General features: G+C 68.6%; 28 protein-coding genes. 15 read left to right on the plus strand and 13 right to left on the minus strand.

What is annotated here, in order from left to right:
* Positions 1-12 precede the first annotated feature (12 nt).
* On the plus strand, positions 13-366 hold the full coding sequence (locus tag ABTX60_RS23295; RefSeq protein ID WP_030840002.1) for a hypothetical protein: 354 nt from the start codon (positions 13-15) through the stop codon (positions 364-366).
* Positions 367-430: 64 nt separating this feature from the next.
* Here ABTX60_RS23295 and ABTX60_RS23300 read toward each other — a convergent pair whose 3' ends face one another.
* The 10 genes from ABTX60_RS23300 to ABTX60_RS23345 all read right to left on the minus strand — a co-directional run bounded on the left by ABTX60_RS23300 (position 431) and on the right by ABTX60_RS23345 (position 7,583).
* Positions 431-661 carry a hypothetical protein gene (locus tag ABTX60_RS23300; protein ID WP_352098925.1) on the minus strand — a complete coding sequence of 77 codons (231 nt, stop codon included), beginning with the start codon at positions 659-661 and terminating at the stop codon, positions 431-433.
* A 315-nt stretch (positions 662-976) separates the two neighbouring features.
* On the minus strand, positions 977-1,447 hold the full coding sequence (locus ABTX60_RS23305; RefSeq protein WP_352098926.1) for a Tad domain-containing protein: 471 nt from the start codon (positions 1,445-1,447) through the stop codon (positions 977-979).
* Positions 1,444-1,884, minus strand: coding sequence for a TadE/TadG family type IV pilus assembly protein (locus ABTX60_RS23310; RefSeq protein WP_352098927.1), 441 nt, complete (start codon positions 1,882-1,884; stop codon positions 1,444-1,446). Before ABTX60_RS23310 ends, ABTX60_RS23305 begins: the two co-directional genes overlap by 4 nt.
* Positions 1,885-2,346, minus strand: a complete 462-nt coding sequence (locus ABTX60_RS23315) for a TadE family protein (RefSeq protein ID WP_352098928.1) — start codon at positions 2,344-2,346, stop codon at positions 1,885-1,887.
* 44 nt (positions 2,347-2,390) lie between these two features.
* Complete coding sequence (locus ABTX60_RS23320; protein WP_352098929.1) at positions 2,391-2,642, minus strand: hypothetical protein; 252 nt, start codon at positions 2,640-2,642, stop codon at positions 2,391-2,393.
* A 74-nt stretch (positions 2,643-2,716) separates the two neighbouring features.
* Entirely contained in the window at positions 2,717-3,640 is a 924-nt protein-coding gene (locus ABTX60_RS23325) for a type II secretion system F family protein (RefSeq protein ID WP_352098930.1), read from the minus strand.
* Positions 3,640-4,590 (minus strand): type II secretion system F family protein, encoded by a 951-nt coding sequence (locus ABTX60_RS23330; protein WP_351625683.1) that lies wholly within the window; start codon positions 4,588-4,590, stop codon positions 3,640-3,642. The genes ABTX60_RS23325 and ABTX60_RS23330 overlap by 1 nt, the downstream gene beginning before the upstream one ends.
* Before the next feature lie 46 nt (positions 4,591-4,636).
* A complete protein-coding gene (locus ABTX60_RS23335) occupies positions 4,637-5,944 on the minus strand; it encodes a TadA family conjugal transfer-associated ATPase (protein ID WP_352098931.1) in 1,308 nt (435 codons plus the stop codon).
* On the minus strand, positions 5,941-6,822 hold the full coding sequence (locus ABTX60_RS23340; protein ID WP_352098932.1) for a hypothetical protein: 882 nt from the start codon (positions 6,820-6,822) through the stop codon (positions 5,941-5,943). Before ABTX60_RS23340 ends, ABTX60_RS23335 begins: the two co-directional genes overlap by 4 nt.
* A gap of 17 nt (positions 6,823-6,839) precedes the next feature.
* Entirely contained in the window at positions 6,840-7,583 is a 744-nt protein-coding gene (locus ABTX60_RS23345; RefSeq protein ID WP_352098933.1) for a hypothetical protein, read from the minus strand.
* 700 nt (positions 7,584-8,283) lie between these two features.
* Here ABTX60_RS23345 and ABTX60_RS23350 point away from each other — a divergent pair.
* From ABTX60_RS23350 to ABTX60_RS23375, 6 genes are all read left to right on the plus strand, one after another.
* Complete coding sequence (locus ABTX60_RS23350) at positions 8,284-8,592, plus strand: hypothetical protein (protein ID WP_352098934.1); 309 nt, start codon at positions 8,284-8,286, stop codon at positions 8,590-8,592.
* Positions 8,593-8,600: 8 nt separating this feature from the next.
* Positions 8,601-9,788: an enoyl-CoA hydratase/isomerase family protein gene (locus ABTX60_RS23355; RefSeq protein ID WP_352098935.1), complete on the plus strand. Its 1,188-nt coding sequence runs from the start codon at positions 8,601-8,603 to the stop codon at positions 9,786-9,788.
* Positions 9,785-10,423: a hypothetical protein gene (locus ABTX60_RS23360; protein ID WP_352098936.1), complete on the plus strand. Its 639-nt coding sequence runs from the start codon at positions 9,785-9,787 to the stop codon at positions 10,421-10,423. The genes ABTX60_RS23355 and ABTX60_RS23360 overlap by 4 nt, the downstream gene beginning before the upstream one ends.
* Positions 10,423-11,313: a hypothetical protein gene (locus tag ABTX60_RS23365; RefSeq protein ID WP_352098937.1), complete on the plus strand. Its 891-nt coding sequence runs from the start codon at positions 10,423-10,425 to the stop codon at positions 11,311-11,313. The genes ABTX60_RS23360 and ABTX60_RS23365 overlap by 1 nt, the downstream gene beginning before the upstream one ends.
* A 63-nt stretch (positions 11,314-11,376) precedes the next feature.
* Complete coding sequence (locus ABTX60_RS23370; RefSeq protein WP_352098938.1) at positions 11,377-13,488, plus strand: hypothetical protein; 2,112 nt, start codon at positions 11,377-11,379, stop codon at positions 13,486-13,488.
* Positions 13,478-14,701, plus strand: a complete 1,224-nt coding sequence (locus ABTX60_RS23375; protein WP_352098939.1) for a hypothetical protein — start codon at positions 13,478-13,480, stop codon at positions 14,699-14,701. The genes ABTX60_RS23370 and ABTX60_RS23375 overlap by 11 nt, the downstream gene beginning before the upstream one ends.
* Here ABTX60_RS23375 and ABTX60_RS23380 read toward each other — a convergent pair.
* Entirely contained in the window at positions 14,608-15,312 is a 705-nt protein-coding gene (locus ABTX60_RS23380; protein ID WP_352098940.1) for a polysaccharide deacetylase family protein, read from the minus strand. The two genes, ABTX60_RS23375 and ABTX60_RS23380, sit on opposite strands and share 94 nt — an antisense overlap.
* 574 nt (positions 15,313-15,886) lie before the next feature.
* Between ABTX60_RS23380 and ABTX60_RS23385 the strand changes: the two genes are divergently transcribed.
* Positions 15,887-16,558, plus strand: a complete 672-nt coding sequence (locus ABTX60_RS23385) for a hypothetical protein (protein ID WP_352098941.1) — start codon at positions 15,887-15,889, stop codon at positions 16,556-16,558.
* 215 nt (positions 16,559-16,773) lie between these two features.
* A complete protein-coding gene (locus ABTX60_RS23390; RefSeq protein WP_352098942.1) occupies positions 16,774-17,445 on the plus strand; it encodes a hypothetical protein in 672 nt (223 codons plus the stop codon).
* Positions 17,446-17,501: 56 nt separating this feature from the next.
* Here the strand turns inward: ABTX60_RS23390 and ABTX60_RS23395 are convergent, their stop codons facing one another.
* A complete protein-coding gene (locus tag ABTX60_RS23395; protein ID WP_352098943.1) occupies positions 17,502-17,996 on the minus strand; it encodes a hypothetical protein in 495 nt (164 codons plus the stop codon).
* Positions 17,997-18,605: 609 nt separating this feature from the next.
* On the opposite strand from ABTX60_RS23395, the gene ABTX60_RS23400 reads away from it, so the two are divergent.
* Genes ABTX60_RS23400 through ABTX60_RS23425 form a run of 6 tightly spaced genes read left to right on the plus strand, consistent with a single transcriptional unit; the run spans position 18,606 to position 23,470 of the window.
* Positions 18,606-19,256 carry a hypothetical protein gene (locus ABTX60_RS23400; protein ID WP_352098944.1) on the plus strand — a complete coding sequence of 217 codons (651 nt, stop codon included), beginning with the start codon at positions 18,606-18,608 and terminating at the stop codon, positions 19,254-19,256.
* On the plus strand, positions 19,253-20,287 hold the full coding sequence (locus ABTX60_RS23405; protein WP_352098945.1) for a hypothetical protein: 1,035 nt from the start codon (positions 19,253-19,255) through the stop codon (positions 20,285-20,287). Before ABTX60_RS23400 ends, ABTX60_RS23405 begins: the two co-directional genes overlap by 4 nt.
* 46 nt (positions 20,288-20,333) lie before the next feature.
* Positions 20,334-20,639: a hypothetical protein gene (locus tag ABTX60_RS23410; RefSeq protein WP_352098946.1), complete on the plus strand. Its 306-nt coding sequence runs from the start codon at positions 20,334-20,336 to the stop codon at positions 20,637-20,639.
* Positions 20,636-21,898 (plus strand): putative T7SS-secreted protein, encoded by a 1,263-nt coding sequence (locus ABTX60_RS23415; protein WP_352098947.1) that lies wholly within the window; start codon positions 20,636-20,638, stop codon positions 21,896-21,898. The genes ABTX60_RS23410 and ABTX60_RS23415 overlap by 4 nt, the downstream gene beginning before the upstream one ends.
* 16 nt (positions 21,899-21,914) lie before the next feature.
* Positions 21,915-22,793 (plus strand): hypothetical protein, encoded by an 879-nt coding sequence (locus ABTX60_RS23420; RefSeq protein WP_352098948.1) that lies wholly within the window; start codon positions 21,915-21,917, stop codon positions 22,791-22,793.
* 2 nt (positions 22,794-22,795) lie between these two features.
* Positions 22,796-23,470 carry a hypothetical protein gene (locus tag ABTX60_RS23425; RefSeq protein WP_352098949.1) on the plus strand — a complete coding sequence of 225 codons (675 nt, stop codon included), beginning with the start codon at positions 22,796-22,798 and terminating at the stop codon, positions 23,468-23,470.
* A 493-nt stretch (positions 23,471-23,963) separates the two neighbouring features.
* Here ABTX60_RS23425 and ABTX60_RS23430 read toward each other — a convergent pair whose 3' ends face one another.
* Complete coding sequence (locus ABTX60_RS23430) at positions 23,964-24,266, minus strand: WXG100 family type VII secretion target (RefSeq protein WP_104787347.1); 303 nt, start codon at positions 24,264-24,266, stop codon at positions 23,964-23,966.
* Positions 24,267-24,453: the final 187 nt, after the last annotated feature.

The raw sequence follows: 24,453 nt of genomic DNA on the forward strand, positions 1-24,453 counted from the left end.
GGGGGCTGCCGGATGGGCAAGGGAAAGAGCGACCTCGCGCTTCCGCTGACCGAGCTGGAGAGCTATGGGCGTCGGCTGCGGTCCATCAAGACCCGGCTGAACCACACCAAGAAGCTCTTCGAGTCGTACAAGGACGACATCGGCGACGGCAGCGTCAATGACGCGCTCGACGATTTCGAGTCCAACTGGGAAGACGGGCGCGAGGACATCACGCAACAGCTGGACGCGCTGGCGAGTATGTCCGATGCCGTGGTGCGCGAGTTCAAGAAGCTGGACGACGAACTCGCCAAGAAGGTGAACGACGCCGTGAAGACCGAGGACAAGCGGGGCGGTAAGGGCGGTAAGGGAGACGGTGGGGGGAAGTGAGCCCCCGGTGCGAGACATGCGAAAGGCCCCGGCTCCGAAGAGCCGGGGCCTTTTCCTGCGTGCGTCAGTGCGAGACGGCCGCGTTGAGGTGCAGGTCCGCCTCGATGCCCTGCGGCGAGACGGCGAGGCCCACGCCGCCGCCGACGCCAGTGGTGAGGCCCGCGGCCGTGGTCTCGACGTAGAGACCGGCAGCGGCGCCGGCACCCGCGGTGGCACCGCCCGCCTGGCCGCCGGCGATCGTGTCCAGCTCGGCGTCGGACATCTGGGCGGTCGCGATCTGCGGGGTGAAGGCCATGGGGGGCGGTTCCCTTCGTTTCATTCATTTCACTTGCTCGAGCGTGAATGATCCAAGCACGCCGGAGTAGGGCGGCCAGCCACTGCCCAGTCCGTGGATGGAAAAGCCGACCGAACGCAGGAGGCGAATTCACGGGTGTGGCCATTCGGTCACCGAGCCCCTCGCGACCTTCACACCTTCTGCCGTTGCGCGCGGGAAAGCCCCTACAGGAATGCGGCCCACAGCACGGAAACCGCACCGGGGTCGGTTGTTTCCCCGCCCGCTGCCGACCTCACGGTGAACGCTGTGCAGATTCGCGGGATGTTCCGGACCGGCTCAGCCGACCTCGTTCTCCGCCACCGCCTGCCCGTGCACCACCACGTCACCACCGTAGAACATCCCCGTGAAGACCGGGGAGTACGTGAGCTGCACCTCGACCTCCACCTGCTCAGCGTTCGCCACCACGCAGTGGGTCGCGCCGATGTCCGCGCCCGTCATGTCCATCTCGCGGGCGAACGCCTTCACTCGGGCGTTGCAGTTCTCGAAGTTGATGGGGGCGGGGCCGCCCTCGTTCTCGTAGAGGGCGTCGCGGTCGATGTCCTGGGCCGCGTAGCGGGCGGCCTGTTCGGCGATGTCGGCGGCGCGTTCGCGCTTGGAGATGGACAGGCCGCCGTCGATGACGAACGCGGAGAGGGAGAGGAAGACGAGCGTGAAGATGATGACCGCGCCGGCACCGGAGCCGCGGTCGTCCAGACGCGCGCCACGGGCCGTCCACCACGACGGCCAGGAGGACCGGAGACGCCTCACACCGACCTCCGGAACGGGTCGAGCGGGGAGCTGAAGCTCGCCGACAGCGTCGTCGGGACGTCGAGGCCGAGCATGGCCAGACCCCGCACCTGGCAGCTCACCTCGACCGTGAAGATGGTGTCCGGTTCGAAGCCCTGGCTGGTCTGCGTGACGTTCACCGGACCCGAGCAGACGTCCGCCAGGTTGGCCTCGGCGGCCTTCTTCGCCTCGGCCATGGCCGTCGCGTGGTCCTTCTGGATCGAACCCGCGCGGGCCGCGTCCCTGGCCGCGCCGTCGAGCGCGCCACGGCCGTCCACGAGCTGGCCGAAGGCCACCAGGACCAGGATGAACAGGATCATCACCGGGGCGAGGATCACGACCTCGACGGTGGACAGGCCGCTGTCGTGCGCAGGCCGACGGCGCTTCAGGAGAGACTTCAGGAGAGAAGGGACGGACATTCAGTTCCCCTCTTCCTGTACGAAGCGCTCCACCGGTCCCGCCGACCGGGCGTGCACCGTCAGGTCCAGGCCGGGGAACACCGTCGGGACCCGGGCCGCGATCTCCACGCCCACGGTGTTCTGCTCGGGCTGCAGCATCGTCACGTCCGGGGACAGCACCAACTGCGGTCCCAGCTGCTGGATGTAGCTGTCCACCACGTCCCGTGCCTCGCCCCGCCAGGCGCCCGGCTGTTCGTCGGCCGTGGCGCGGGCCTTGCGGGCTCCGGCCTGGGCCGCCGCCTGGGCGACGTGGTCCGCGAAGAAGTACAGGGCGAACTGCACGGTCGCGAAGATCATGAAGAACAGGACCGGGGTGAGCAGCACGAACTCGATCGCGGTCATGCCTGAATCGCCGCGGGCGGCCGCCCGTTTCCGTGCGGCCCGCGCCCAGCGGCGTACCCGTCTGCTGACGTCTGCCGGCATCCCCGTGAACCCCGTTGCTCCTGCTCCCGATGCTCTCGAGGCGATCAGCAGGTCTTGCCCGCGTCCGCACCCTTGATGCAGTCGCCGACCTTGTTGGCGCCCTCGCTCAGCGCGGCGTTGATGATGGCGGCCACGACACCCACGATCGCCACGACGACCGCGGAGATGATGACCCACTCGACCGCTGAGGCACCGCGGTCCAGCTCGCCGGAGCGGGCCCGCTCGGTGCGGGCCTGGAGGAAGGCGACGAGGAAGTCCACGGCGGGGATGCCGGTGTGGAAGTTACGTCCGTTCATGACGTCTTGTCCTTTCGAAATCAGGTCACGGAGGTTCTGGAGTTGCGAAGGTCGCTGCACGGCTCATACACGGCTCACTGCACCTGGAACACCCGCATCGCCGCCGGAAAGATCAGGAACACCAGGAACCCGGCGCACAGCAGCAGCTGCGCCACGAGCATCGACTGGGACTTCTCGCCCGCGCTGCCCTCGATCTCGGCGAGTTCGCGGTGGCGCATCGTCTCGGCGCGGGAGGCGAGGGACTCGCGGACCTTGGCGCCGTCGTCCGCGACCAGGGCCAGGGAGGCGGAGAGGTCCTTCAGCTCCTCCACGCCGATCTCCTCACCGAGCGCGCCGAGCGCCTGCCACTGGCTGACGCCGGTGATACGGGCGTCGGACAGGGCGTTGCGGATGCGCTGGTTGGCCCAGCCGTCGGAGACCTCGGCCGCGGCCATCAGGGCCTCGGGCAGACCGCGTCCGCCGGCGAGGCTCATCGACACCAGGTCGAGGTAGGCGCCGATCACCCGCCGCAGGTCGCGCCGCTTGTCGGCGGCGTCCCGGCGTACCTCGAGGTCGGGCAGGAAGAAGAAGATCGCCGCGAACAGCAGCGCCATCCAGACCGGGATGATCGGGCTCCTGCCGAAGCCCAGGGTGTAGACGATGGCGAACAGGAACGGGCCGAAGAACAGGCCGGCCACGCCCAGCAGCACCTTCGTCGCCAGGAACTTCTCCCAGCTGCGGTCCAGCACGGCGAGGTCGGCGCGCAGCGAGCGCTGCTCCCAGCCCTGCTGGAGGTAGAACTCCGAGACCCGCAGGCCGACTTCGGCGCGCAGTGCGCCCAGGCGGCCCTTCTCCCGCTCGACGCGGGCCGACTCGTAGGCCGAGCCGCGGGCCCGCATCGCGTCGATCCGCGCGACCTGCGAGATCGCGCTGCGCTTGCTGGGCATGAGGGCGCGGACGAGGGCGTAGATGCCCAGGCCGATGACGGCGCCGACGACGAGCGGCATCGTGAGGTCCATCAGCGCGCCCCCTCTTCCTGCGGCAGTCGCTGCTGCGACTGCGCCCCCGACGGCGTCCTGGGGCGGACGAACTGGACGGATGCCTCGTCGCGGACGAGGAAGCGCTCGGGCGTCTCGATGGTGGACAGCTTGCGCAGCCACCAGAAGCCGAGCGCGAACAGGCCGCAGACACAGGCCAGGACGAGCTGGCCGACGGCCGTTCCGTACGGCGCGACGAAGTCGCGGTTGAAGATCGACAGGCCGAGGACGAAGGCGATGGAGACGGCGACGACGATCTGCACCGACCTGCGGGTCGACGCGCGCTGGGCCATGACCCGCTGGCGCATGTCGACCTCCTCGCGGGCCGACTTGGCCAGGGCGCCGAGGACTTGGCGCAGACCCGGGCCGCGCAGGCGCGCGTTGAGGATGAGGGCCGCGACGATGATGTCGGCGGAGGCGTCGTCGATCTCGTCGGCGAGCTGCTGGAGCGCCTCGGGCAGCGGGGTGCGGGCGCGCAGCCGGTCGACGAGGGCGTCGAGGTGGGGCCGCAGGACGGGTGCCGCGGCGCGGGCGGAGGCCGGGATGGCCTGTTCCAGGCCCACGGCGCCGGCGATGGTGTCGCGCAGGGACTCCGTCCAGGAGGCCAGGGCCTCCACGCGGCGCATGGCGGCCCGTTCCTCACCGGCTCCGCCGAAGAGGCGGTCCCAGAAGAAGACGAGGACACCGGCCGCGATGCCCGCGACGGCCCAGCGGGTGAGGACGAGGACGACCAGGCCGACGATGGCGGCGAGCGAGCCGCGCTGGCCGGCGAAGCGGATCAGTTCGCTCGCCCGCTCGGCGGCCTTCTGCTTCTCGTGGTCGGGCTTGGCGGGCAGCCCGCGGATGGCGATGAGGAGCAGGGCGAGTCCGCCGCCGACGGCGACGCCACTGCCTATCGAGTACAGGACGGTGGTGGAGAACAGGCCGCCCATGGAGCCGAGCGAGCCGAGTGCCGCGAGATTCGTGGTCATTCCCGGCTCACCCCCAGGTCCCGGTCGGCCGGTAGCCGTGTGCCATCAGTTCCTCCAGGCAGGCTATGGGGGCGTGCGGCACGATCCGGCCGTCGGGGGCCTCCGCGAACACCTCGCTGGACAGCACGCGTCCGTCGACGCCGTTGACCTCGCGGACCGAGGTGACCATGCGCTGGAGGCGGCCGCCGCTGCCGTAGTTGTTGCGTCGCTGGATGAAGACGACGAAGTTGACCGCGCCCGCGATCAGCATCTGACTGGCCTCGATGGGCAGCCGTTCCGTGGCCTGCAGCGCGTAGGTGGAAATCCGGTTGAAGACCTCGTGCGAGCTGTTGGCGTGGATCGTGGACAGGGAACCGTCGTTGCCCTGCGACATCGCGTTGAGCATGGTGACGATCTCGTCGCCGAGGACCTCGCCCACGATGACGCGGGAGGGGTTCATACGCAGCGAGCGTCGCACCAGCTCGGCCATCGAAATGGTGCCCTGGCCCTCGGAGTTGGGCAGGCGCTCCTCGAAGGCGACGACGTTGGGGTGCAGGTCGGGGAAGGTGTCGAGGCCGAGCTCCAGGGCTCGTTCGACGGTGATGAGGCGCTCGTTGGGAGGGATCTCGTTGGCGAGGGCGCGCAGGAGCGTGGTCTTGCCGGCGTTGGTGGCGCCGGCGATCATGATGTTCTTGCGGGCGCGGACCGCGCAGGCCATGAAGTGGGCGACCTCGGGCGACAGGGTGCCGTTGCCGACGAGGTCGGAGATGAACACCTTGCCCATGCGCGCGCGGCGGATGGACAGCGCTGGGCGCCGGGTGACGTCCATGACGGCCGACAGACGCGAACCGTCGGGCAGGCGCAGGTCGAGCTGCGGGTTGGCGGAGTCGAAGGGGCGCGAGGACAGACCCGAGTAGGCGCCCAGCACCTGGATGAGCTCGATGAGCTCCTCGTCGGTCTCGGCGACGGGGTCGCCCTGCTCCTCGCGGCCGTCGGCGTAGCCGATGAACACCTGGTCGCAGCCGTTGATGTCGATGTTCTCGACCTCGGGGTTGTCCAGCAGCGGCTGGAGCCGGCCGACGCCGAACAGCGCGGCGTGCACGGCGGCCGCGTACTGCTCCTCGGTCTCGGCGTCCAGCGGCGTACGGCCCGCGTTGATCTCGGCGCGGGCGTACTCCTCCAGGATCTGGGCTATGACGGCGCGGGCGTACTGCCGTTCGTCCTCCGGGGACATCGGGGTGACGCCCGCGACCTGGTCCTGTCGGCGCTGTTCGGCGATGCGGTCGCCGGCGTCCTGGCGGAACCGCTTGACCAACTGGTGGTCGACAGCGGTCATGCGCCGGCTCCCGCGTGGCCCTGCATCCGGCCCGGGGCGTGCGGGGCGTGGTGGGCCTGGTCGGCCTGGGCGGAGGCGGCCCAGGCGGCGCCGTACTGCTGGTAGAGGTCGGCGGCGACCTTGCGGGCCGAGCGGATCAGCAGCGACTTGTCGAGGCGGCCGCGCTTGCGGCCGGCCAGCTGGTCGGCGCCGGCCGGGTCGTCGGCGATGGTGCCGACCACGCGGGCACCGGTCTGGGCGTGCACCAGCATGTCGTTGACCTGCGAGGCGAGCTTGCCGGCCGTGCCGGTGTCGGCGATCAGGACGACGCCGATCATCGGGGTGCCGAGGCTCGCCACGCCGCGCGATCCGCCGTGCAGCTTGCCCGCGAGGGCGGCGGCGCGGTCCCGGACGCGGGCGATGGCCTCGGGCTCGGTGCGCGAGACGAGCAGCACGAGCGCGGCGTGCGGGAAGAGTTCGACGGCCGGGGTGTCGCCGCTGACGCGTCCGCAGTCGGCTATGACGTCGGCGGCGGCGTGCGGGGAGTCGGCGAGGGAGTTGAAGGCGTGCCCGAGGGTCGGCCACAACCCCGCGAGTCCGGCGGCCTGTTCGGCGATCCCGAGCCCGACGAGGACTTCGAGCCCGCCGCTCAGCGGCTGTACGTGGTCCCAGAGCTGGTCGGGTACGAGGCCGCGGCGCGCGGTGGCGGCGATGGACAGCATGCCGGTGTTCGGGTTGAGCGGGCCGCCGTGCGCGGCGGCACTGCGGTAGACGAGGTCACCGCCCGCCGGGTCCGCCTCGGCGAGCAGGACACGCCGCGGCCAGACCGCCGCGAGGGCGACGGCCGCGGTGGTGACGCCGGGGGAACCCTTGTCGGCGGCGAGAGCGATGAGCGCCATGGGTTGGGTGCCGCCTTCTAGTTGCCGGAGTTACCGGGGACCTGGACGAGAGCGACCTCGCCGTTGGAGGCGGCCTGGGCCAGGTCGGCGGCCTTGTCGCTGTCGACGGTCAGGGTGACCGCGAGGTTGGTGCTGCTGACGAGTTCGTCGCCGCTGTCCTTGGCGCCCGGGACGTAGGTGACCCGGGCGTTGTCGACGATGACGGAGTTGCTGGATGCCGACGACGACGAGGAGTTGCTGTTGCTGTTGCCGCTGGACGAGCCGGAGGCGGAACTGACGCGGTAGGCCGCGACGGTGTCGCCCTCCTTGATGCCGGTCGGGTACTGGCCCGCCTTGAGGGACAGACCCACCGTGGCCTTGCCGGCGGCGACACCCGCCTCGTCGCCGAACATCTCGCCGACCGCGACGACTCCGGCGGGGATGGCGTTGACCGCCTTCAGCTTCTCCAGCTGCTTCAGCTGGCTCCACTCGACGTAGTGGATGCTGTCGTCCTTGGCGACCATGACGGAGGTCGTGTTCGACGTGCTGACCGAACCCCCTGCGGGGATGGCCTGCGTGACCTTGACGACCTCGATGCGGTCACCGGCCTGGAGCACGAGCATGGTCGCGCCCAGCGCGCCCACCAGGATCAGCAGCACGGCGAGAGCGGCGAGTGCCGGTTTGCGCTCGCGAGGCGGAGTGGGAAGCCGGTCGCCGACCGACGGCTGAGCCGGAGCGGCAGAACGACCTGCGCCCGCCCCCGTACGCTCTTGGATCTTCACGCAACCGCTCCCCGTACACCCAAGAAGATGTCTGTCATGTGCCTTCAAATTCGGACACTTCACCCGCGTCGACCCGCACGGAAAGGTACGGGACGGGCCGGAGGTACTCGCCCGACCTGGGCGAATAGCCAGCACTGGGGGTGAGTGTCAAGCCATCGCACCGTATCAGCCGCACATAAGCCCCTCAAGGCGCGTCCGGCCCCATGGGCCGCAGGTTCCGTCCTGTTATCCATCTGCAACGTCGGCCCCGCCCAACCCGGCCGGAACCGACCGCACATGGCACCCCGACCTGTGCGCCAGCTAATCGCCACCATCCCCAACAGGTCCGGTCGGCCGCCGGGGTCGTCACCTACCGGCCATCATGCCTGCACGATTCACTCACGAGGCCGGGGTGAGGTGCCGCACGGTCATGCCCTCGTGCGGGTGACGGCCTGGAGCGTCTTCGCCGGCCTCGGGGGCATCGGGGTCCCGGCGACCCAAATGCGGATCCGGGGGAGATTCGCCCCGGCTTCCCGGGTCGGCAGGCGCACACGAGGTGGTTCAGAACTCCTTCACCGCCACCCGCAACCCCAAGCCCCGGCAAACCCGCGCCCATCTCCCCCTCAAGCAACGCCCATCCTTCCACCAGCACCGGGTCACCCACCGTGAACCGCTGCCTAAGATCGCGAACGCCCCACCACCGGACCGCCGGGAACGCGACGTGAGTGATCTGCGGCTCGAGGACACCGTCTTCGAGGACCTGAAGCGAACCTTCTCGACGATCTCCGACCGTATGGACGGTGCCCGGCGGACGTTGCGCGGCACCGACGGGTCGGTCGTCGGAGCGCCCCGGCTCGTCGATGACGTGCACGACTTCGCCGACGACTGGGCCTACGGCATCAAGCAACTCGGCAAGCACGCCCAGAACGCCGTCAAGATGATCAACAAGATCGGCGAGACCTTCGACAAGCTGGACCTGGAGCTCGCCGAGTCGATGAAGGCGCCCAAGGCCGCCAAGAAGGGGCGCTGAGCAGCCGTATGGGACGCCCCTCCTTCCCCCACATTGGCTGGGACCCCACCCCCGGTGACGTCGAGCAGACCTGTGAGCTGGCCAAGCGGATCGGCGGCCTGGCGCGTGAACTCGGCACCGCCGTGCGGGAACTGGAGCGCATCGAGTGCGGCGCCTGGAAGGGCAAGACCGCCGTCGCGTTCAGCGAGCACATCTCCACCGACGTCACGCCCCTGATCAGGAAGAGCTACGAGTCCTTCGACAAGGCCTCCCGCGCCCTGCACCGCTGGGCCGGCGAGCTCGACGGTTTCCAGGACGAGGCGGACCGGCTGGAGAAGGAGACCGGGGAGAAACTCGACGCGCGGGCGGACGCCGAGGAGGGCACGGAGGCGTACGGCAAGGCCTCCGGTGATGTGAACGGCGTCATCCAGAAGGTGCACGGTCTGGAGGAGCGGTACCGGCACGCCGCCGGTCTCGTCGGCCGGGACCTCGACAAGGCCGCCGGCATCGCACCCGACGAGCCCGGCTTCTGGGACAAGCTCGGGCACGGCATCACCGACGCGTGGGACGCCACCGGCCAGTGGTTCAAGGACCACGCCGACCTCATCAAGACCATCGGCGACGTCCTGAGCCTGGCCAGCGGCGTCCTCGGCATGCTCGCCATCATCACCGCCCCCTTCGAGCCCCTCGGCGCGATCTTCGCCGCCGGCGCGATGATCACCAGCGGCGCGGCCCTGCTGAGCCACGCCGTCGCCAAGGCGGCCGGCGCGGACGTCTCCTGGACCGAGATCGGCTTCGACGCCCTGGGCGTCCTGCCGGGGGTGAAGGGGCTGACGGGCAGTGCCGAGCTGGCCAAGGGGGTCAGTGCGACCGCACGGGCCGCGGAGCTGGGCGAGGGGTACCGCGGCGTCACCAGCGTCGGCAAGTCGTTCGTGCTCTTCGGGCCGTTGAAGGCCGCGCCCGTGGTGAAGCTCGGCGAGGGCGGCAGCCGTCTGACGCTGGCCGTCGAGAGCGGGCTGCAGAACGTCCGCAAGGGCCAGATCCTCGGCACCCAGGGCATCAACACCATCGCCTCGAAGCTGCCGTTCATCAAGGGCGAGGAGGCCATCGCCCCGATGAGCCGTGCGGGACGCGCCCTCGACGCCTCGATCAAGGGCGGGCTCAACGCCCTGAAGCTGCACACCATCGCCAAGAACGACTTCGGGGCCGGCGCATGACCGCCCTGACCGTGGCCGGCGCCACCCTGCCGCCCTTGGCGTTCCGCCTCCCCGTCGGCATCCACGCCATCGAGGTCTCCCTCGCGCCGGAGGAACGCGCCGACGCGGCACGGCGCCTGGTCCGGGACCTCTATCCACAGGGCGAGGAGCCGCTGTGGAACACCATGGGCTCCCTCTACAGCGCCATGGCCGACGAACTCCTGGCCGACGGCGTCGCCTTCTTCGGAATCGGCCTCTACGAGATCGAGGACGGCCGCGGAGTGGCGCACTGCGCGCTCACCCTCGCCGTCCACGAACGCGCAGCGGCGGACCCCGACGTCGTCGCCGAGGGCACCCGGGCCGCCCTGCTGGGCGATCCGTTGCGCGAGGTGTCCTGGCTCGACCTGCCGTGCGGCCCCGCCGTCTGCGGCATCACCTTCCGAAGGCTCGTCGTGGACGGCGCGTACACGACCTCCGGCGCGGACGAGGACCTGGTCATGGGGCAGATCCAGGTGCACATTCCGTTTCCGGCGGACCCCTACACCGCTGTGATCACCCTCGACACGGCGTCGGTGGAGCAGTGGGAGGAGCTCTCGCACGCCCTCGCGGACATCATCGGGTCGGTGGAATTCCCGCAGAGAGAAGTGACGCACTGATGGACTGGTACCCCAGCGCGGACGAGGACCTGCTGCTCCGGACGTCGGCCCGGTTCGCCGCGGGTCTTGCGGCCCCGGTCGCCGGATGCCGCTGGTTCCGCGACCCGCAGCGCGCCGACATCCAGGGCGAACTCCCGCACTGGCCCCCCGGCCCGCTCCACACCCCGCGCGGCACGGGCGACCGGGCCGCGCGCCGCACCGGCCGGGCCCTGGCCTTCGGCATCCCGCTCATCGCCAACCTCATCGCCAACATCGGAGGCGCCGCGGGCAGCCCCTTCGGCAGTGTGCCCGCGACCGGCAAGCCCGAGGAGCGCGAGAACGAGGTCGACGACTTTCCCGTCATGTGGGCCGCCCCCGGCACTCTCGCCCGCGGCGTGCCCTGGCAACTCGACCCGGACCGCCGCCCCGAGGGCTACACCACCGACCTGGTGCTGACCAGCCGCCGCCTGCTCTTCCTGGGCACGCGCACGGGCACGATCGCCAAGGCCGACGTCCTCGCGGAGTATCCGCGGGACGCCATCGCCGCCGCCCGGCGGATGCGCTTCAGTGAGGTCGAGGCGGATGTGCGGCTGACCTTCGCCGACGACTCCTGGATCCGCCTGTTCACCGGCAACCCCGACAGTGCCGAGCGCCTGTCGGAGCTCCTGGCGGGGGCCGCCGACACCCTCGGGGAGAGCGACCTCACCCCCGGCCAGCGCGAGCGCGTCACCCGCTTCCTCGCCGACCTCCCGGCCGACGCCCGGCCCCCCACCTTCCGGCGCCTCCCGAGCGGCATCGTCCTGGCCGAGGCCCGTGTCCCGTCGAAGACGGGCGAGGACCTCCACGAGACCCACGGCATCCTGATGGGCCCCTCCGGCGAACCGGCCAAGCCGCGACCGGGCGATCTGTAGCACTCGCGAAGCCCCGAGTAGAGTGCGGCGCGGACAGCGATCGGACGCGCGGGGGGCTCACCGGTGAGAGCAGTCAGGACGAACAACGCCTGCGCAGCACGGACATGGGCGCGGCGCACAGGCCGCGCCCGGGTGCTCCGGCTGCTCCTCGCTCTCTGTTCGCTGACGGCTCTCTTCGCAACCGCCACTCCCGCCACCCCGGCCGACGCCGCCACACCGGCTGGCACCGCGGGCACGGTGGACACCGAGGCCGCCGTGGCCACCGAGGCCGCCGCGGGTGCCCCCACCCAGGCCGCCTACCTCGCCGACCGCCTCCGCGAGAACCCGGTCTACGTCACCGACCAACTCCCCCGCGAGGTACCGCGGTCCACCGCCCCCGACTTCGCCAGGCTGGCGAAGAAGACCGGCGTCCCGACGTACGTCCTGGTCCTGCCCACGTGGAGCGGCACGGACGGCAAGCAGCTGCTCGGCGCGGTGCACGACCGGCTCGGGCGCGACGGGCTGTACGTGTTGATCGAGGGGACGGATGTCGCACAGGCCACGGCCTGGGGCGTGCGCGTCCCCGCCGAGGCGGCCGCGACCGTCGCCCTCTACGAACTCCCCTACGACGCGGGGCCGGTGCGCGGCCTCGAGCGTTTCGTCGAGGTCATCGCCCAGGGGGACGCGAAGGCCACGGCGAGGGCGGAGGCGGCGCGCGAGAGGTTCCGGGACGGTGACGAGCCCGCCGAGATGTACATCGGCCCGTCCGACCGGCGCAACCAGTCGTTCCTCACCGGCATCCTGCTCACCGGCGTCCCGTTGTCGATCCTGCTGCTGTCTCGCTTCGCGAGGCGCCGGCGCCCCAAGAAGCCCGTCCTGCGCTGGATCGCCCCCGGCGCAGCCGTCCTCTCCGCCGCCGCGATCGCCCTCACCGCCCCGGTCGTCTTCGACCAGACCAGGTCGAGTGCGGCGGAACCCCCCAGCCCCGCCGAACTGTCCGCCCGTGTGGAACGGGTCGCGGCCGGGCTGAAGCAGGACCCCGTCTACGCCGACCCGGAGAGCCCGCGCGTCCTCGGCGCCCGGCAACTGGACCGGCTGCACGAGCGGATCCAGGCCTTCCGGCGCTCCGAGGGCGGCGGCCCGGTGTACGTCTCCGTCGTGCCCCAGACGCCGGAGAGCGAGTCCGCGGGTGACACATGGCTGTTCACCGCGGCGGTGCACGCCAAGGTGGACGTGGACGGGGTGTACGTCATCGCCGACCCGGACGACGGCACGATCGACGTCTACAACCACGGGCTGCGCCTGGACTCCAGCCGTCTGTCCTCCGGTCTGCCGGAATACGTCACGCTGGGCGACAGCAGCACGGACGAGGCCGACGACCACCGCCTCGGCGAGCGCCTCGACACGCTGATGACCTTCCTCGACAAGGCCCCGCGCACCGACCGGCCCCAGTCCGAGCCCGCCCCGGCCTCCGCCCCGAACGCCGAGGAGGAGCACGCCCTCCCCCCTCTGTTCTCCACCGACTTCTGGCCCGGTCTGTTCGTGGGCGCCGTCGTGGCCCTGCTGCTGTCCGGCGCCGTGGCCGGGGTGACGTGGATCGTCCGGCGTCTGCTGCGGCGGTCCTCCCCCGCGCCCGTGCCCTCCGACCGCCTGCCGTTCACCTCCCCGGTTGAACCGTCGGCGTCCTACCTCCGACACACCGCGTACGCCGAACTCAGCGCGCTCACCGGCGAGTTCACAGACCCCCAGGAACGCGGCACCGCCTGGGACCACCTCGACGCCGCGATGCTCCTGGTCGACGGCGATCCCGGCCGCGCCCGGCAGGCGGGGACGGACCCCGCGACCCTGGTCGCCGTCATCGTGCTCGCCCGGGCGGGCCGGGCCGCCCTCGCCGGCGAGGCCCCGGAGATGTGCTGCGGGGTCAACCCACTGCACGGCCCCGCGGCCCACCGCCACCACGTCCGTGTGTCGACCGAGGGCAACGCCCGCCGGCTGCTCCCCGTCTGCGAGCCCTGCCGCGACACGGCAGTCGCCGAACCGGGCGGCATCCCGGCCCGGTTGCTGAAGCTGCCCGCCCCCTCCCCCGGCAACACGCGCCTCCCCTACTACGACGCGACCGACGGCCCCCTGACCGCCGTACCCCACGGAATCGCCCGGCTCGTCGACAAGGTGAGGGAGACCGCAGGTGTCCACTGAGACGAAGCGCGTGTTCACCGCCCTCGCGGCACTGCTGCTGACGGCGCTGACCACCACCGGCACCGCCACCGCCGCGGACGGCGACGCCCCGAGCGCCGGGCAGCGCATCGCAAACGCCCTGCGCACCTCGCCCGTCTACGTCGACGAGGCGTACGCCACCGCCGTACCGCCGTCCCGGCAGCGGCAACTGGTGGAGCGGATCCGCCGCACAGGCCTGCCCATCAAGGTCGTCCTCACACCCCTCACCAGGGGCGACGCCTTCGACGGCGACTCCGACGTACTTGCGGGGACGGTCCACGACCGGCTCCCGCAACGGCGCGACCTCGTCCTCATCACGTCGGACGGCGACTTCCCCGACTCCCTTCGGGGCTACGAGTGGCCCGCCGACACCCACCAGACGCGCAAGGCCGTGGCAGCCGCCGGCTTCCTGGACGAGACGCGGGACGCGGGGCTGGCGGACCTGACCGCGAAGGCCGTGGACCTGGTGGCGGAGGGCAAGGGCGAGCAGCGCTGGGAGGAGGCGACGAAGGACCTGGCGTCCCCGCGCGACCGGGCAGAGCGGGCAGAGCGGGCGTCCGGCGGCACGGGCGAGTGGCTGTGGCCGCTCATCGGCGTACCGGCCCTGGCCCTGACCGCGCTCGCGACCCGCGTCGCCCTGCTCCGTTCCCGGCGGCCCTCCCCGGCCGTCCCGCAGCTGGTGTTCGCGACGGCCCGCGCGGCCGACGAGGCGCGGGTGCGGCGCCGGGCGGAGGCGGAGGTCCTGGCCCTGGGCGAGGCGGCCCGGGCCGCCGACGTGACCACGACACCCGGCCTCCAGCAGGCCCTCGACGCGTACGCCGCGGCCGGCAGGGTCCTCGACGAGGCCCGGGGCCTGCCGGACCTGGCGGGCGCCCTGGCCCTGGCGCAGGAGGGCCGCGACGCCCTGACCGGCTCCCCCGGCCTCCCCCTCTGCTTCTTCAACCCCCTGCACGGGCGGGCCGACCGGCGCACCGCCTGGCGTCCGCTCGGCCGCCGCGACCGACTCGACGTGGCCGTGTGCCGCACCTGCGCGGACGCGCTGCGCGACCACCGCGCCCCGGAGGTGCTCACCGACACGGACCGGGACGGCCGTACGGTGCCCTACTTCGAGGTCCCGGCCGGGCGGAGCGCGTGGTCGGCGACGGGGTACGGCTCGCTGGCGACACCGTCGGCCGGTCTCAGCCGGGGCCGCTGACGCCCTTCGGGGCGCCATGCCATGATCTTCGCGAACAGGGCGAGCAGCAACAGCCGCAGCACACCGAGGCCGCCTGCGACGCCGAGGATCCAGATCATGGCGGTGGCGAAGGTTTGCCCGAGGCCGGTGATGCCGATGAGCCCCCGCCCCAGCCACCGCTCGACGAGGGACGGAGCGGCGTACGGAACGAGCCCGAGCCCGTCGGACACGGTGGTGAACCGTTCGACGGCACGGTTTCTCAGCAGCCTGCGCGCCTCCTGATAGGCGCTCTCCGTCTGGCTGAGCTGCCGGACGACCCCTTGCGCCGGCTTGCGCGACCCCCTGTCGGCGGCGACGAGCACGTACCCGTACCCGGCGGCCCTCCTCGCGGCGTCCCACTCACGACCGCACAGTGTGTCGGGAGTCGTCGTCCGCGGCATCCGCAGCAGATTGGTCCGCTGCCCGGTGGCCCCGGCGAGGGCGCTCTGGGTCATGTCGAGCTCGGCCCGGAAACGGGGCGCGGAGGACTCCCTGAGGACGGCCCCGGTATAGGTATTGGACCCGATCTCATGCCCCTCGGCCCGGATCCGCCGCACGAGCTCCGTATGCCGGGCGGCCTGGGCGCCGTGCACGAAGAAGGTCGCCCGTGCGTCGTACTGCCGCAGCAGGTCGAGCAGCCGGGTGTCCAGACGGGGTCGGGCCCGCCGTCGAAGGTGAGCGCAACGGTCCGGGCGGGCATCGACCCGCTCCGTATCCCGCCCCGGTTGATCCCGATCACGGGCCCGCCCCGGGCGACGGCGTCGGGCACGGGGGCCGTACAGGGCGACCGCGTCTTGGCGGCGTCGACCTCGTGCTAGGTCCAGCCCTGGAAGATCAGCAGGGCGAAGAGGAGGGAGAGGCTGAGGGCGAGGAGGAGCCAGTGGGCTCGGGGGTCTCGGGGTTGCTTGTGGCGGGCCCGGACTTTGGACGCGGCGGGGGTCAGGGGGCGTCACCGCCTCCGGGCTCCACTCCCTCCGCAGGGCGTCTCCCCATCGCGCTTCGGTCCCACCAACTCGCCAGGACAGGCGTCGCATTCGCGTTGCTGCTGCGGGAGTTACGCATGGGGCGCGAGTGTAGTTTCGGAGAGTCGGCCGCAGGGGTGGAACGGTGAGCTTCACAGGTACCGTCACTGCCCTTGCTGCATAACTACGTTCACAGGGGGCTATCTTGAAGCGCCGTCCACTACCCGTTGCCGTCGTGACGACGGCGGTGGCAGCACTGTTGTTGACGGCCTGCGGCAGCGGGGACGACACGTCCGGCGACAACGACAAGATCGCAGGCGTCGGTCAAGCGGCGGAGACACCGAACGAGTCGGCATCCGGCTCGGGAGCACCGGAGGGCGACAAGCCGGACGGCGTGGACGTCTCCCTGCCCAGCGACATGGACCTGGTCTTCGACTGGGACAAACCGAAGGACAAGAACGAGGCGGCTGCGATGGATGATGCCGCCAATTACATCCGTGCCATCTACCACGGCGTCTACAAGCGCACGTCCAATGACGCGGCCGTGACCGCCTACTCCACCGGCGACGGGCTGCACTACGCAAAGACTCAGATCGATAGCAGGGTAGATGGCGGCTGGACGGCCACGGGCACCCGGCGCCACTACCAGGCCACCACGCGATCCGCCCCGAACGGCAAATCGGTAGAAGTCGCGTTCTGCGTCGACTCAAGCAAGTTCTACAGCAAAGAGGTCGAGACCAAGAAGGTCCTGACGAGCAAGCCCCGCATCGCTGACTTCGACTACTTCAGGATCGTGATGGTCAAGTTGCCCACGGCTGCGGGCCTATGGCAAGCCTCCAAGGTGTTCGTCGAGGCAGAGGCGGAGAAGTGCCGGTAGGGCAGCGACCGTGGGACCCTCGGCTCCCGCACCCGGAGAGCCGCACACTGCGCCGTCCCGGGCCATCTTCCGAGTGGGCACAAGCAAGACACAACGAGCCTCCGAGAGACCTGTCCACCCAGGATTGCCCGTATGCTCCCGGAAGTTCACTCTGGCGAAACCAGCAATCTCACCGATACCGTCGGTGCTCTTTTCTTGCCTCACGGGGAGCCACTGTGAAACGCCGCCCTCTGCCCATTGCTGCCGCGCTGGCGGCAACGGCAGCACTGCTGTTGACGGCCTGCGGCAGCGGGGACGACACGTCCGGCGACAACGACAAGATCGCAGGCGTCGGTCAAGCGGCGGAGACACCGAACGAGTCGGCATCCGGCTCGGGAGCACCGGAGGGGGACAAGCCGGACGGCGTGGACGTGTCCCTGCCCAGCGACATGGACCTGGTCTTCGACTGGGACAAACCGAAGGACAGGAACGAGGCGGCTGCGATGGATGATGCCGCGAACTACCTGCGCGCCATCTATCACGGTGTCGACAAGCGCACCGCCAAGGACGCGGCCGTGACCGCCTACTCCACCGGCGAGGGGCTTCACTACGCGCAAGTGCAGATCAACGAGTGGATCAAGGGCGGCTGGACCGCCACCGGAACGCTGCGCCACTACGACGCCACCACGCGCTCCGCTCCGAACGGCAAGTCGGTGGAGGTGGGGTTCTGCGCGGACTCGGGTCAGTTCTTCGGCAGGGAAATCAAGACCAAGAAGGTCCTCAAGACAAAGCCCAGCATTGAGGACTTCGACTACTTCAAGATTGTCATGGTCGAGTTCCCGACGGGCGAAGACCTGTGGCAGGCATCCAAGGTGTTCGTCGAGACGAAGGCAGCGAAGTGCCAGTGAACATGTCACTGCGTACAGCGTCAGCACCGGCGGGACCGCCCTGGCACGTCCTCCACTCACCCCGGGACGTACTCCCTGTCCCACCGACTCTGTCGCACACCTCCCCAGGTACCCATCGCGACGGCGAGGACGAAGAGAACCACGAGCAGGGCAGCATTCGAGTTCTGCTCCACATCGCTGGTCGGAGGGGCAACTCCTACGGGGTCGTACCGGACACGCAGCTTGTCGCCCGCCTCCACCCAATCTCTGCACCCTTCGCCTTCCGCAAGCGAGGGTGAGATCGCACGACCACCGACGGTTCGCAGGTCACAGTGGTTGGTCTTGGCGCTGTCCTTCCGCACGACCACGACGTCGGCCCACTCGCCCCGCTGCGTCAGGGCGACCTGATCACCGTCCGCATTACCGAATATGCCCAGCGCCACCCCCGCGACGACGGGAACAACGAGCTGCCAGGTGACTTTCCGCTGCTTGCGCGGAACTCTCCGCAACACCAGCACCGGCACGAGAAGCGATGCCAGTGGCAGCACGATCCAGGCGAGGATCAGAGCCACCCCACGAACCGGGCTCCACAACGGCACGACAGGACCGAGCCAGGCGAGTCCCAGCGAACCGCCGGCGCACAGGGAGCTGAACACCGCCCACCGGGCCAAGGCGGTTCGCCACCAGACACCTTGATCACTTCGTCTGGCCCGCAGGAAACCCTCACACATGCACTCCACCACACACGCGGCTCACGGCCTTGGCCTCCAACTCGGTGACTTCTGCTCCAACAGGCTCGCTCCTCCGGCTGTTTGGGCGAGCCGTCCGGGTCGGCCAAGCCAATCACGTCACCTTCCAGGTATTCCCACGGCTCCGGTCAGCGTCCCGCAAGGGGGCGGCGGCACTGGCTCGCCCTGGCAGAAGTCACCTCCACCTGCACGGCTGGTAGAACCTGGTCCTGCACGCGGAAATGAAACCTCAGAGTAGCTGCGGCCGAGAGGCAGGGAGTCTGCCCCCGCTGATGCCGCCCACCGAGCACGAGCACGACACAACCTGACACCACCAAGTCTCAAACACCCCGATTTACCCAGTTCCTGGGCAAGTTCGCTGTGGCGAAAACAGCAACTTCCCCGATAGCTTCAGTGCACTCGACTGATCTCATGTCTCACGGGGAGTCCACTGTGAAGCGCCGCTCTTTGCCCGTTGCTGTTGCGCTCACTGCGTCCACAGCCCTGCTGCTCACCGCGTGCGGTAGCAGTGATGCCGGCTCGAAGGACAACGACAAGATCGCGGGCTCCGATACCGCATCCCAGGAAGCGACTTCGAGCCCAAGCGCGTCGGACTCCGCCGAGCGGCCAGACATCAAGCTGACCGGCGGCGTGGAAGACGTCTTCGAGGGCTGGGAGACGGGCGACGCCAAGAAGGACGCAGTGCTGGCGGACGCCGCGCGAGCACAGACCGCGATCAACGACGCCATCCTCAGGGGGAAGACGGACACCCCCGGGCTCACCTTCTACTACCAAGGCGAGGCCCTCACGACGTCCGTGAAGTGGGTCCAGAAATGGGTGGACGCCGGCCTGACGTACACAGGCACCACCCGGTACTACAACCCCAAGATCGAGTTGTTCGACGACACGTCGGCGGGAGTCTCCTTCTGCGCCGATGAGACCAAGGCATTCAACAAGGACCGAAAGTCAGGAAAGGTCGACAGGTCCCCGGCCTCGGACGATTCCTACGTGCTGTACAACACCCGCTTGGAGAAGACCACTCAGGGAGTGTGGCAGACGACCAGCGGGACGTCCGTGCGCGGGAGCAAGGGATGCGTTAAGTGACCAAGCTCGGTTCCGCGACCGCAGTAGGTACGCTCATGATCGCCTGCACACTTCTGATGTCCAACGCTGCCTTCGCCAAGGATCCCGGCGGATCTCAGTTCGACGTCTCGGGGAGTAACGAGACGGACAGTGGTCAGACTCTCGAGTCGCGCATCGTATTCCGTGGATCTACCGGTGGCTCTGGAGCGAAGGAATCCGGGCAGTTCACGCCCGTCGGCGACTGGACTCCACCGGCTTGCTGGTACGAGCCGAAGTGGACTCCCGCAGAATTCTCCAAAGAATTTCAGAAAGAATGGAACATTCCACACGCTAGTGGCGTGGGAGAAGCATACGCTTTGTCCAAGGACTACTACATCAACGGCGAACCATACAAGGACTTCAACAAGTCCGAAACGGGCAAGGGCCTGTGGTGGGACGCTGTTCGGGACAAAAGCCGAGAGGAATCCGGAGACCCGGCCGCCTTTGCCTGCGACACAAAAACATTCTGGGTGGAAAATGGGGAGACACCTACGGTGGAGAATGCCGTGACCCCAAAGATTCTCGCCGATCTTGCCTACAGCCGGATCAAAGTGCCCGACACCGAGGTAACACTCGCCCCGGCGAACACCACCAAGGTCAACCTTCCCACTTGGGCCTGGCTCGACCGTGCCAAGTTCCAGGACGTCTCAGTCACCGCCTCACTCGACGTCGGCGGTGTGAACCTCCAGGCCACCACCACCGCCAAGCCCATCGCGCTCAAACTGGAGCCGGGAACGTCGGATGCCGAGGTCTACCCCTCCTCGGGGGAGTGCACCTTCAACGACGACGGTTCAATCGGTGAACCATATGCAAAGGGACAAGCCGACCAGACGCCGCCTTGCGGAATCAGATACCTGCGCTCCTCGGGTGACGGGTCGTTCAATCTGCGAGCGACCATCACGTGGGAGGTGTCCTGGACCGGGACGGGCGGCGCCGGCGGAGACCTACCCGACGGCACCTTCGGAACTGAGCAGAACGTAACCGTCCAGGAGATCCAAGCCGTCAACCGCTGAGAACCAGCTCCAGCAGAACCCCACCAGCCCGGCCGGAGAAATATTCATGGCGAACGACTCAGATCTCAAAGTGAACGTCGACCTTCTTGTGGAGTCGGAGTCCCGGCTCCGAAAAATCAAGAAGGAGTTCAAGAACCTGGGCAACCATCGGGACGACATGCGCGAGCACTGGGGCAGCGGTGACGTCACGGACGCCATGGACGAATTCGTAGACAACTGGGACGACTACCGCGAAAGCCTGCTGACGCACATCGACACCGTAGGAAAGCTGATCAAGGCAACTGTGGACGGGTTCACGGGATTGGACGCCGAGCTCGCCAAGGAGCTGCGCAGGAAGGAAAAGAAGAAGTGACGACGGCCCCCAAGGCCCGTCCCCGCGACTGGCATCCCCTCGCGGAGTCGGACCCCGTCCCAGGAGATTCGGAAGAGATCCGCTTCGAAGTCAAGCGTATGAAAGGCGTTGCGAGCTCTCTGCGTGAGCAGGCTCGTCTGCTTCGCGGCATAGGCGACGACAACGAGCTCAAGGGCAAGTACGCAAACTCTCTCCGGAGTGAGTCAGAAGGGCTGGAGAAGAAGCTTCGCGAGGTCGCGGGACGCTACGAGAACGTACACGGCCATCTGACCAGCTGGGCCGGTGAGCTGGAGGACTTCCAGACCCAGGCCGACAAGGTTCTCGCCAACGCGAAGAAGGCCCAGGAAGAGGCGGACGCCGACAAGAAGAAGGCCACTACGAACAAGCCGGGTCCGGGTGAGCCGAGCCCGTCCCCGAGCGGCACGGAACACGACCCCCTCATCGAGTATCGGCTACAGCTCAACCGCATCACGTCTGAGCGGGACGAGCGCGCCTCACACTACGCGAACAAGATCCGCGACGAACTAGACGACGTCATCGAGGACAGCTTCTGGGATGACGCGAAGGGCTGGCTCCACGACAACGCCGATATCTTCAAGACAATCGGCGACCTGGTCGGAGACCTGAGCGGCATCCTGGGCATGCTGGCCATCATCACGATGCCTTTCCCGCCCCTGGGAGCCATCTTCGCCACGGCTGCGGTCGTGACCAGCGGTATCGCGCTCCTCAGTCATCTCGCTGCCAAGGCCGGCGGTGCCGACGTCAGTTGGTTCAGTATGGGCCTCGAGGCGCTCGGGGCGATTCCGGGCATCGGCGCATTCGCAAAGGGCGTCAAGGTCGCTGATGGCGCCGTCGCGGCTACGCGTGCGACACAGCTCGGAAGAGGTTTCCGTGGCGTCACAACCATCGGACGGAACATCGTCGGTATCGGCGACAACGTCGCGGGAGCGAAGAGCATCCCTATCTGGGGTAAGACGATCGGTCTGTGGGGGCTGAAGCACGGAGGTCTCATCAAGGCCGAGGGCCTCATGGGCCGGATGACGCTCGTCGCCGAGCAGACCGTTCACAACGGCCAGTGGCTCGGCACCCGTGGACTAAAGCTTGCCAGCGGTAATCGCTGGGCCATCGACCCGATGAGCAACTTGGGCCGTGGGATCGACGCCGGCATCAAGATCGCTCCTAAGCTGGTGTCGATCCCTACCCATGTCGGCGAGCTCATCAACCCTGGCGACCGCTTCCAGGAATCGGTCGCATCCTGACCAGGACGGAATCCCTGTGAACTGGCACCCGGAACCCGATGAGAAGGAACTGGCACGCTATCCGGTCTCATTCGCGACCGGAACCGCCGCGTCCGTGGAAGGACGACGATCCTTCCGTGACCGCCGGCGAAACGATATCGAGACAGAGCTGCCCGGCTGGCCGGAGGGGAGCACCTTCGCAGTGCGCCGCCTGCCCGGCAGAATCGGCGTGTATGTGCGAACCGCCGTATCAGGCGTCCTCGCCGTGGCAGGCGGTATCCTCTCCGACCTCCTGGGCGGAAGCACGACCAATCCCGAGCCAGGACGCGGAAAATTGGGAGAGCGGGAAAACGAGGTAGATGACTTCCCCGTCATGTGGGCCGACGCCGGTGATACCGCCCGCGGACTGCCGTGGCAGCTCGATCCCTCCAGGCGCCCGCACGGCTATGTCACGGAGATCGTACTGACCACTCGGCGTCTGCTTGTGGTCGGGGACGGGACGGCGTTGTGGGAGGCACCGCGGGAAGACATCGCCGAAGCGGCATCCAAGCGGTTCAGCATCCGTCGTAAGGACTTTCGGATCACCTTTCAGGATGGTTCATGGACACGGCTGACGACGAACGTTTCGAATCAGACCACCGAGCTGGTCGGACTGCTGACGGGTAGCCACCGTCGACTGTCCGAGACCGACCTCTCGGCGGAGCAACGCGAACGACTCTCCGGCTTCGTGGCCTCTCTGTCTGCCGCTGACACACGCCCCGTCATCACGCGGTTGCCGAGCGGACTGGTACGCGTGCAATCCACAAGTCCGGGCCGAGCACGGAAGGTCGTCTCCGAATCACGGGGTTTCGTGATGGACGAAGCCGGCCAGGATGCAACACCCGCACCCGGAGACATCGAGCCCAGCAAGGCGTGAACGTGAGCACAGACAAGCTGACATCATCCGGGATACCGACCGTCATCGACGACCCGGCCATCCCTCCCATGTGGTTCGTGGTTCCCGAGGGCTTTCACGCCCTGCCCGTCGACGCCGACCCGGACAACCGAATATCCGCCGCCACCGATTTCACTCGTGAACTCTTCCCCGAAGGCGATGCCCATCTCTGGGAGTCGGCGGCGCCCTTTTACGCCGGACTCACTGAAGTCTTCGCAGATTCCGGGTTGGCCTATTCGGCCATGGGCGTTTTTGGCGACGACAATGGCGGCGTCGTGCACTTCTCCTTCACCGTGGGCGCGATCGCATCGCCGTACGCGACAAGCGAGGAGGCCGCTGACGCGATCGGGCGGTCCCTTGGCCGAGACCAAGGGAACGACAGCCGTCGCATCACCCTGCCTTGTGGACCGGCCGTATCGAACATCAGCGTCCGCGAGATCACTATCGGTGCGGAGCTCACGTCGACAGGTGACGAGACGAAACTCCTCACCGGCCAGATCCAGGTATTCGTCCCCTTCCCAGATGCCGCCTTCATCGTGGTCTTCACTCTGGACACTGCCGCCATGGAGTACTGGGGAGAAATTTGCGACTTGATGGCTGCGGTCCTGGAAACCGTGTCCTTCGCTCCCGCTCCCGCCCCACGGGCAGCGGTGGGTTGAGGGCAATCACCAGCGGATCGCCGACCGCTTCTTGCGCCGGACCAAGCCGGATGACTACAGCGGGCACAGTTGCCCCGAAGGGGCCCCGCTACAACGATCGACCGGCCCTAACGTGACTTGGCCGCCCGACTCTTGCCTTGTCCCTTCTTCCGCAACTTCCAATTCCAGTGCAACGTGTCTGCCACCGCGTCGAACAGCCCCACCATCTGCCGTGCCAGCGGATCCAAGGGCGTGGAAAACGAAAGGATCAGCCATTCGTCAGTCGCCGGGACAGGCACGTAGAACTTGACCGTTGTCGTCGGGAGCTCATTGCCACAGACCTAGCAGTGCCTCCGGGCGGGGCGGCCCTCAGCCTCCAGTTGATTGCAGGGCCGACGGAGTTGGGGGCAGACAAACCAAGACCGAACGGTGTCGTCCTCGTCAACCGACGGGGCGGTGCAGCCATGTAGCGCGCACGCCACCCCGCCGCACCGCCTGAAACCTCAGCAGAACGTCACTTGCTCCGAGCCTGCTTCGCCAGCTCCTCGTCGATCTGCTCGAACTTGTCCGCGGCCATGGTCAGGTAGTCACCCATGCCGTCCAGACCGTCCAGCGTGTCCTTCATGCCGCGCACGAACTCGTCGAAGTTCTCGTCGAACGCCTTCGACGAGCTCTTCGTGACGTAGCCGCCCTGGACGAGGTTGTTGATGTACTTCTTCAGGCCCTCGAGCTTCTCCTGAACCTTTTCCTTCTCCTTCACGACATGCTTCGCCGCATCCCGCATGTCCTGATATGTGACATCAAGGTCCTTGGCCATGAAGCCGCTCCCTCTCGCAACGCCGCAGGGCCAACCCCCGTGGCTCCCTGTTTGCGGACTCGTCGGCCCTGAAGCCGAGTTGCCGATCGCACGTGGCAACCGGTGTGATCGTCCGCTCTTGCGTCAGCAGCTTACGGGTGTGGCCTGTGGTGCCCCATACCCACCTTGTGAACGAGCCGTCATGAAA

It is taken from the genome of Streptomyces sp. NPDC126510 (assembly GCF_040302345.1).
GTDB lineage: Bacteria > Actinomycetota > Actinomycetes > Streptomycetales > Streptomycetaceae > Streptomyces.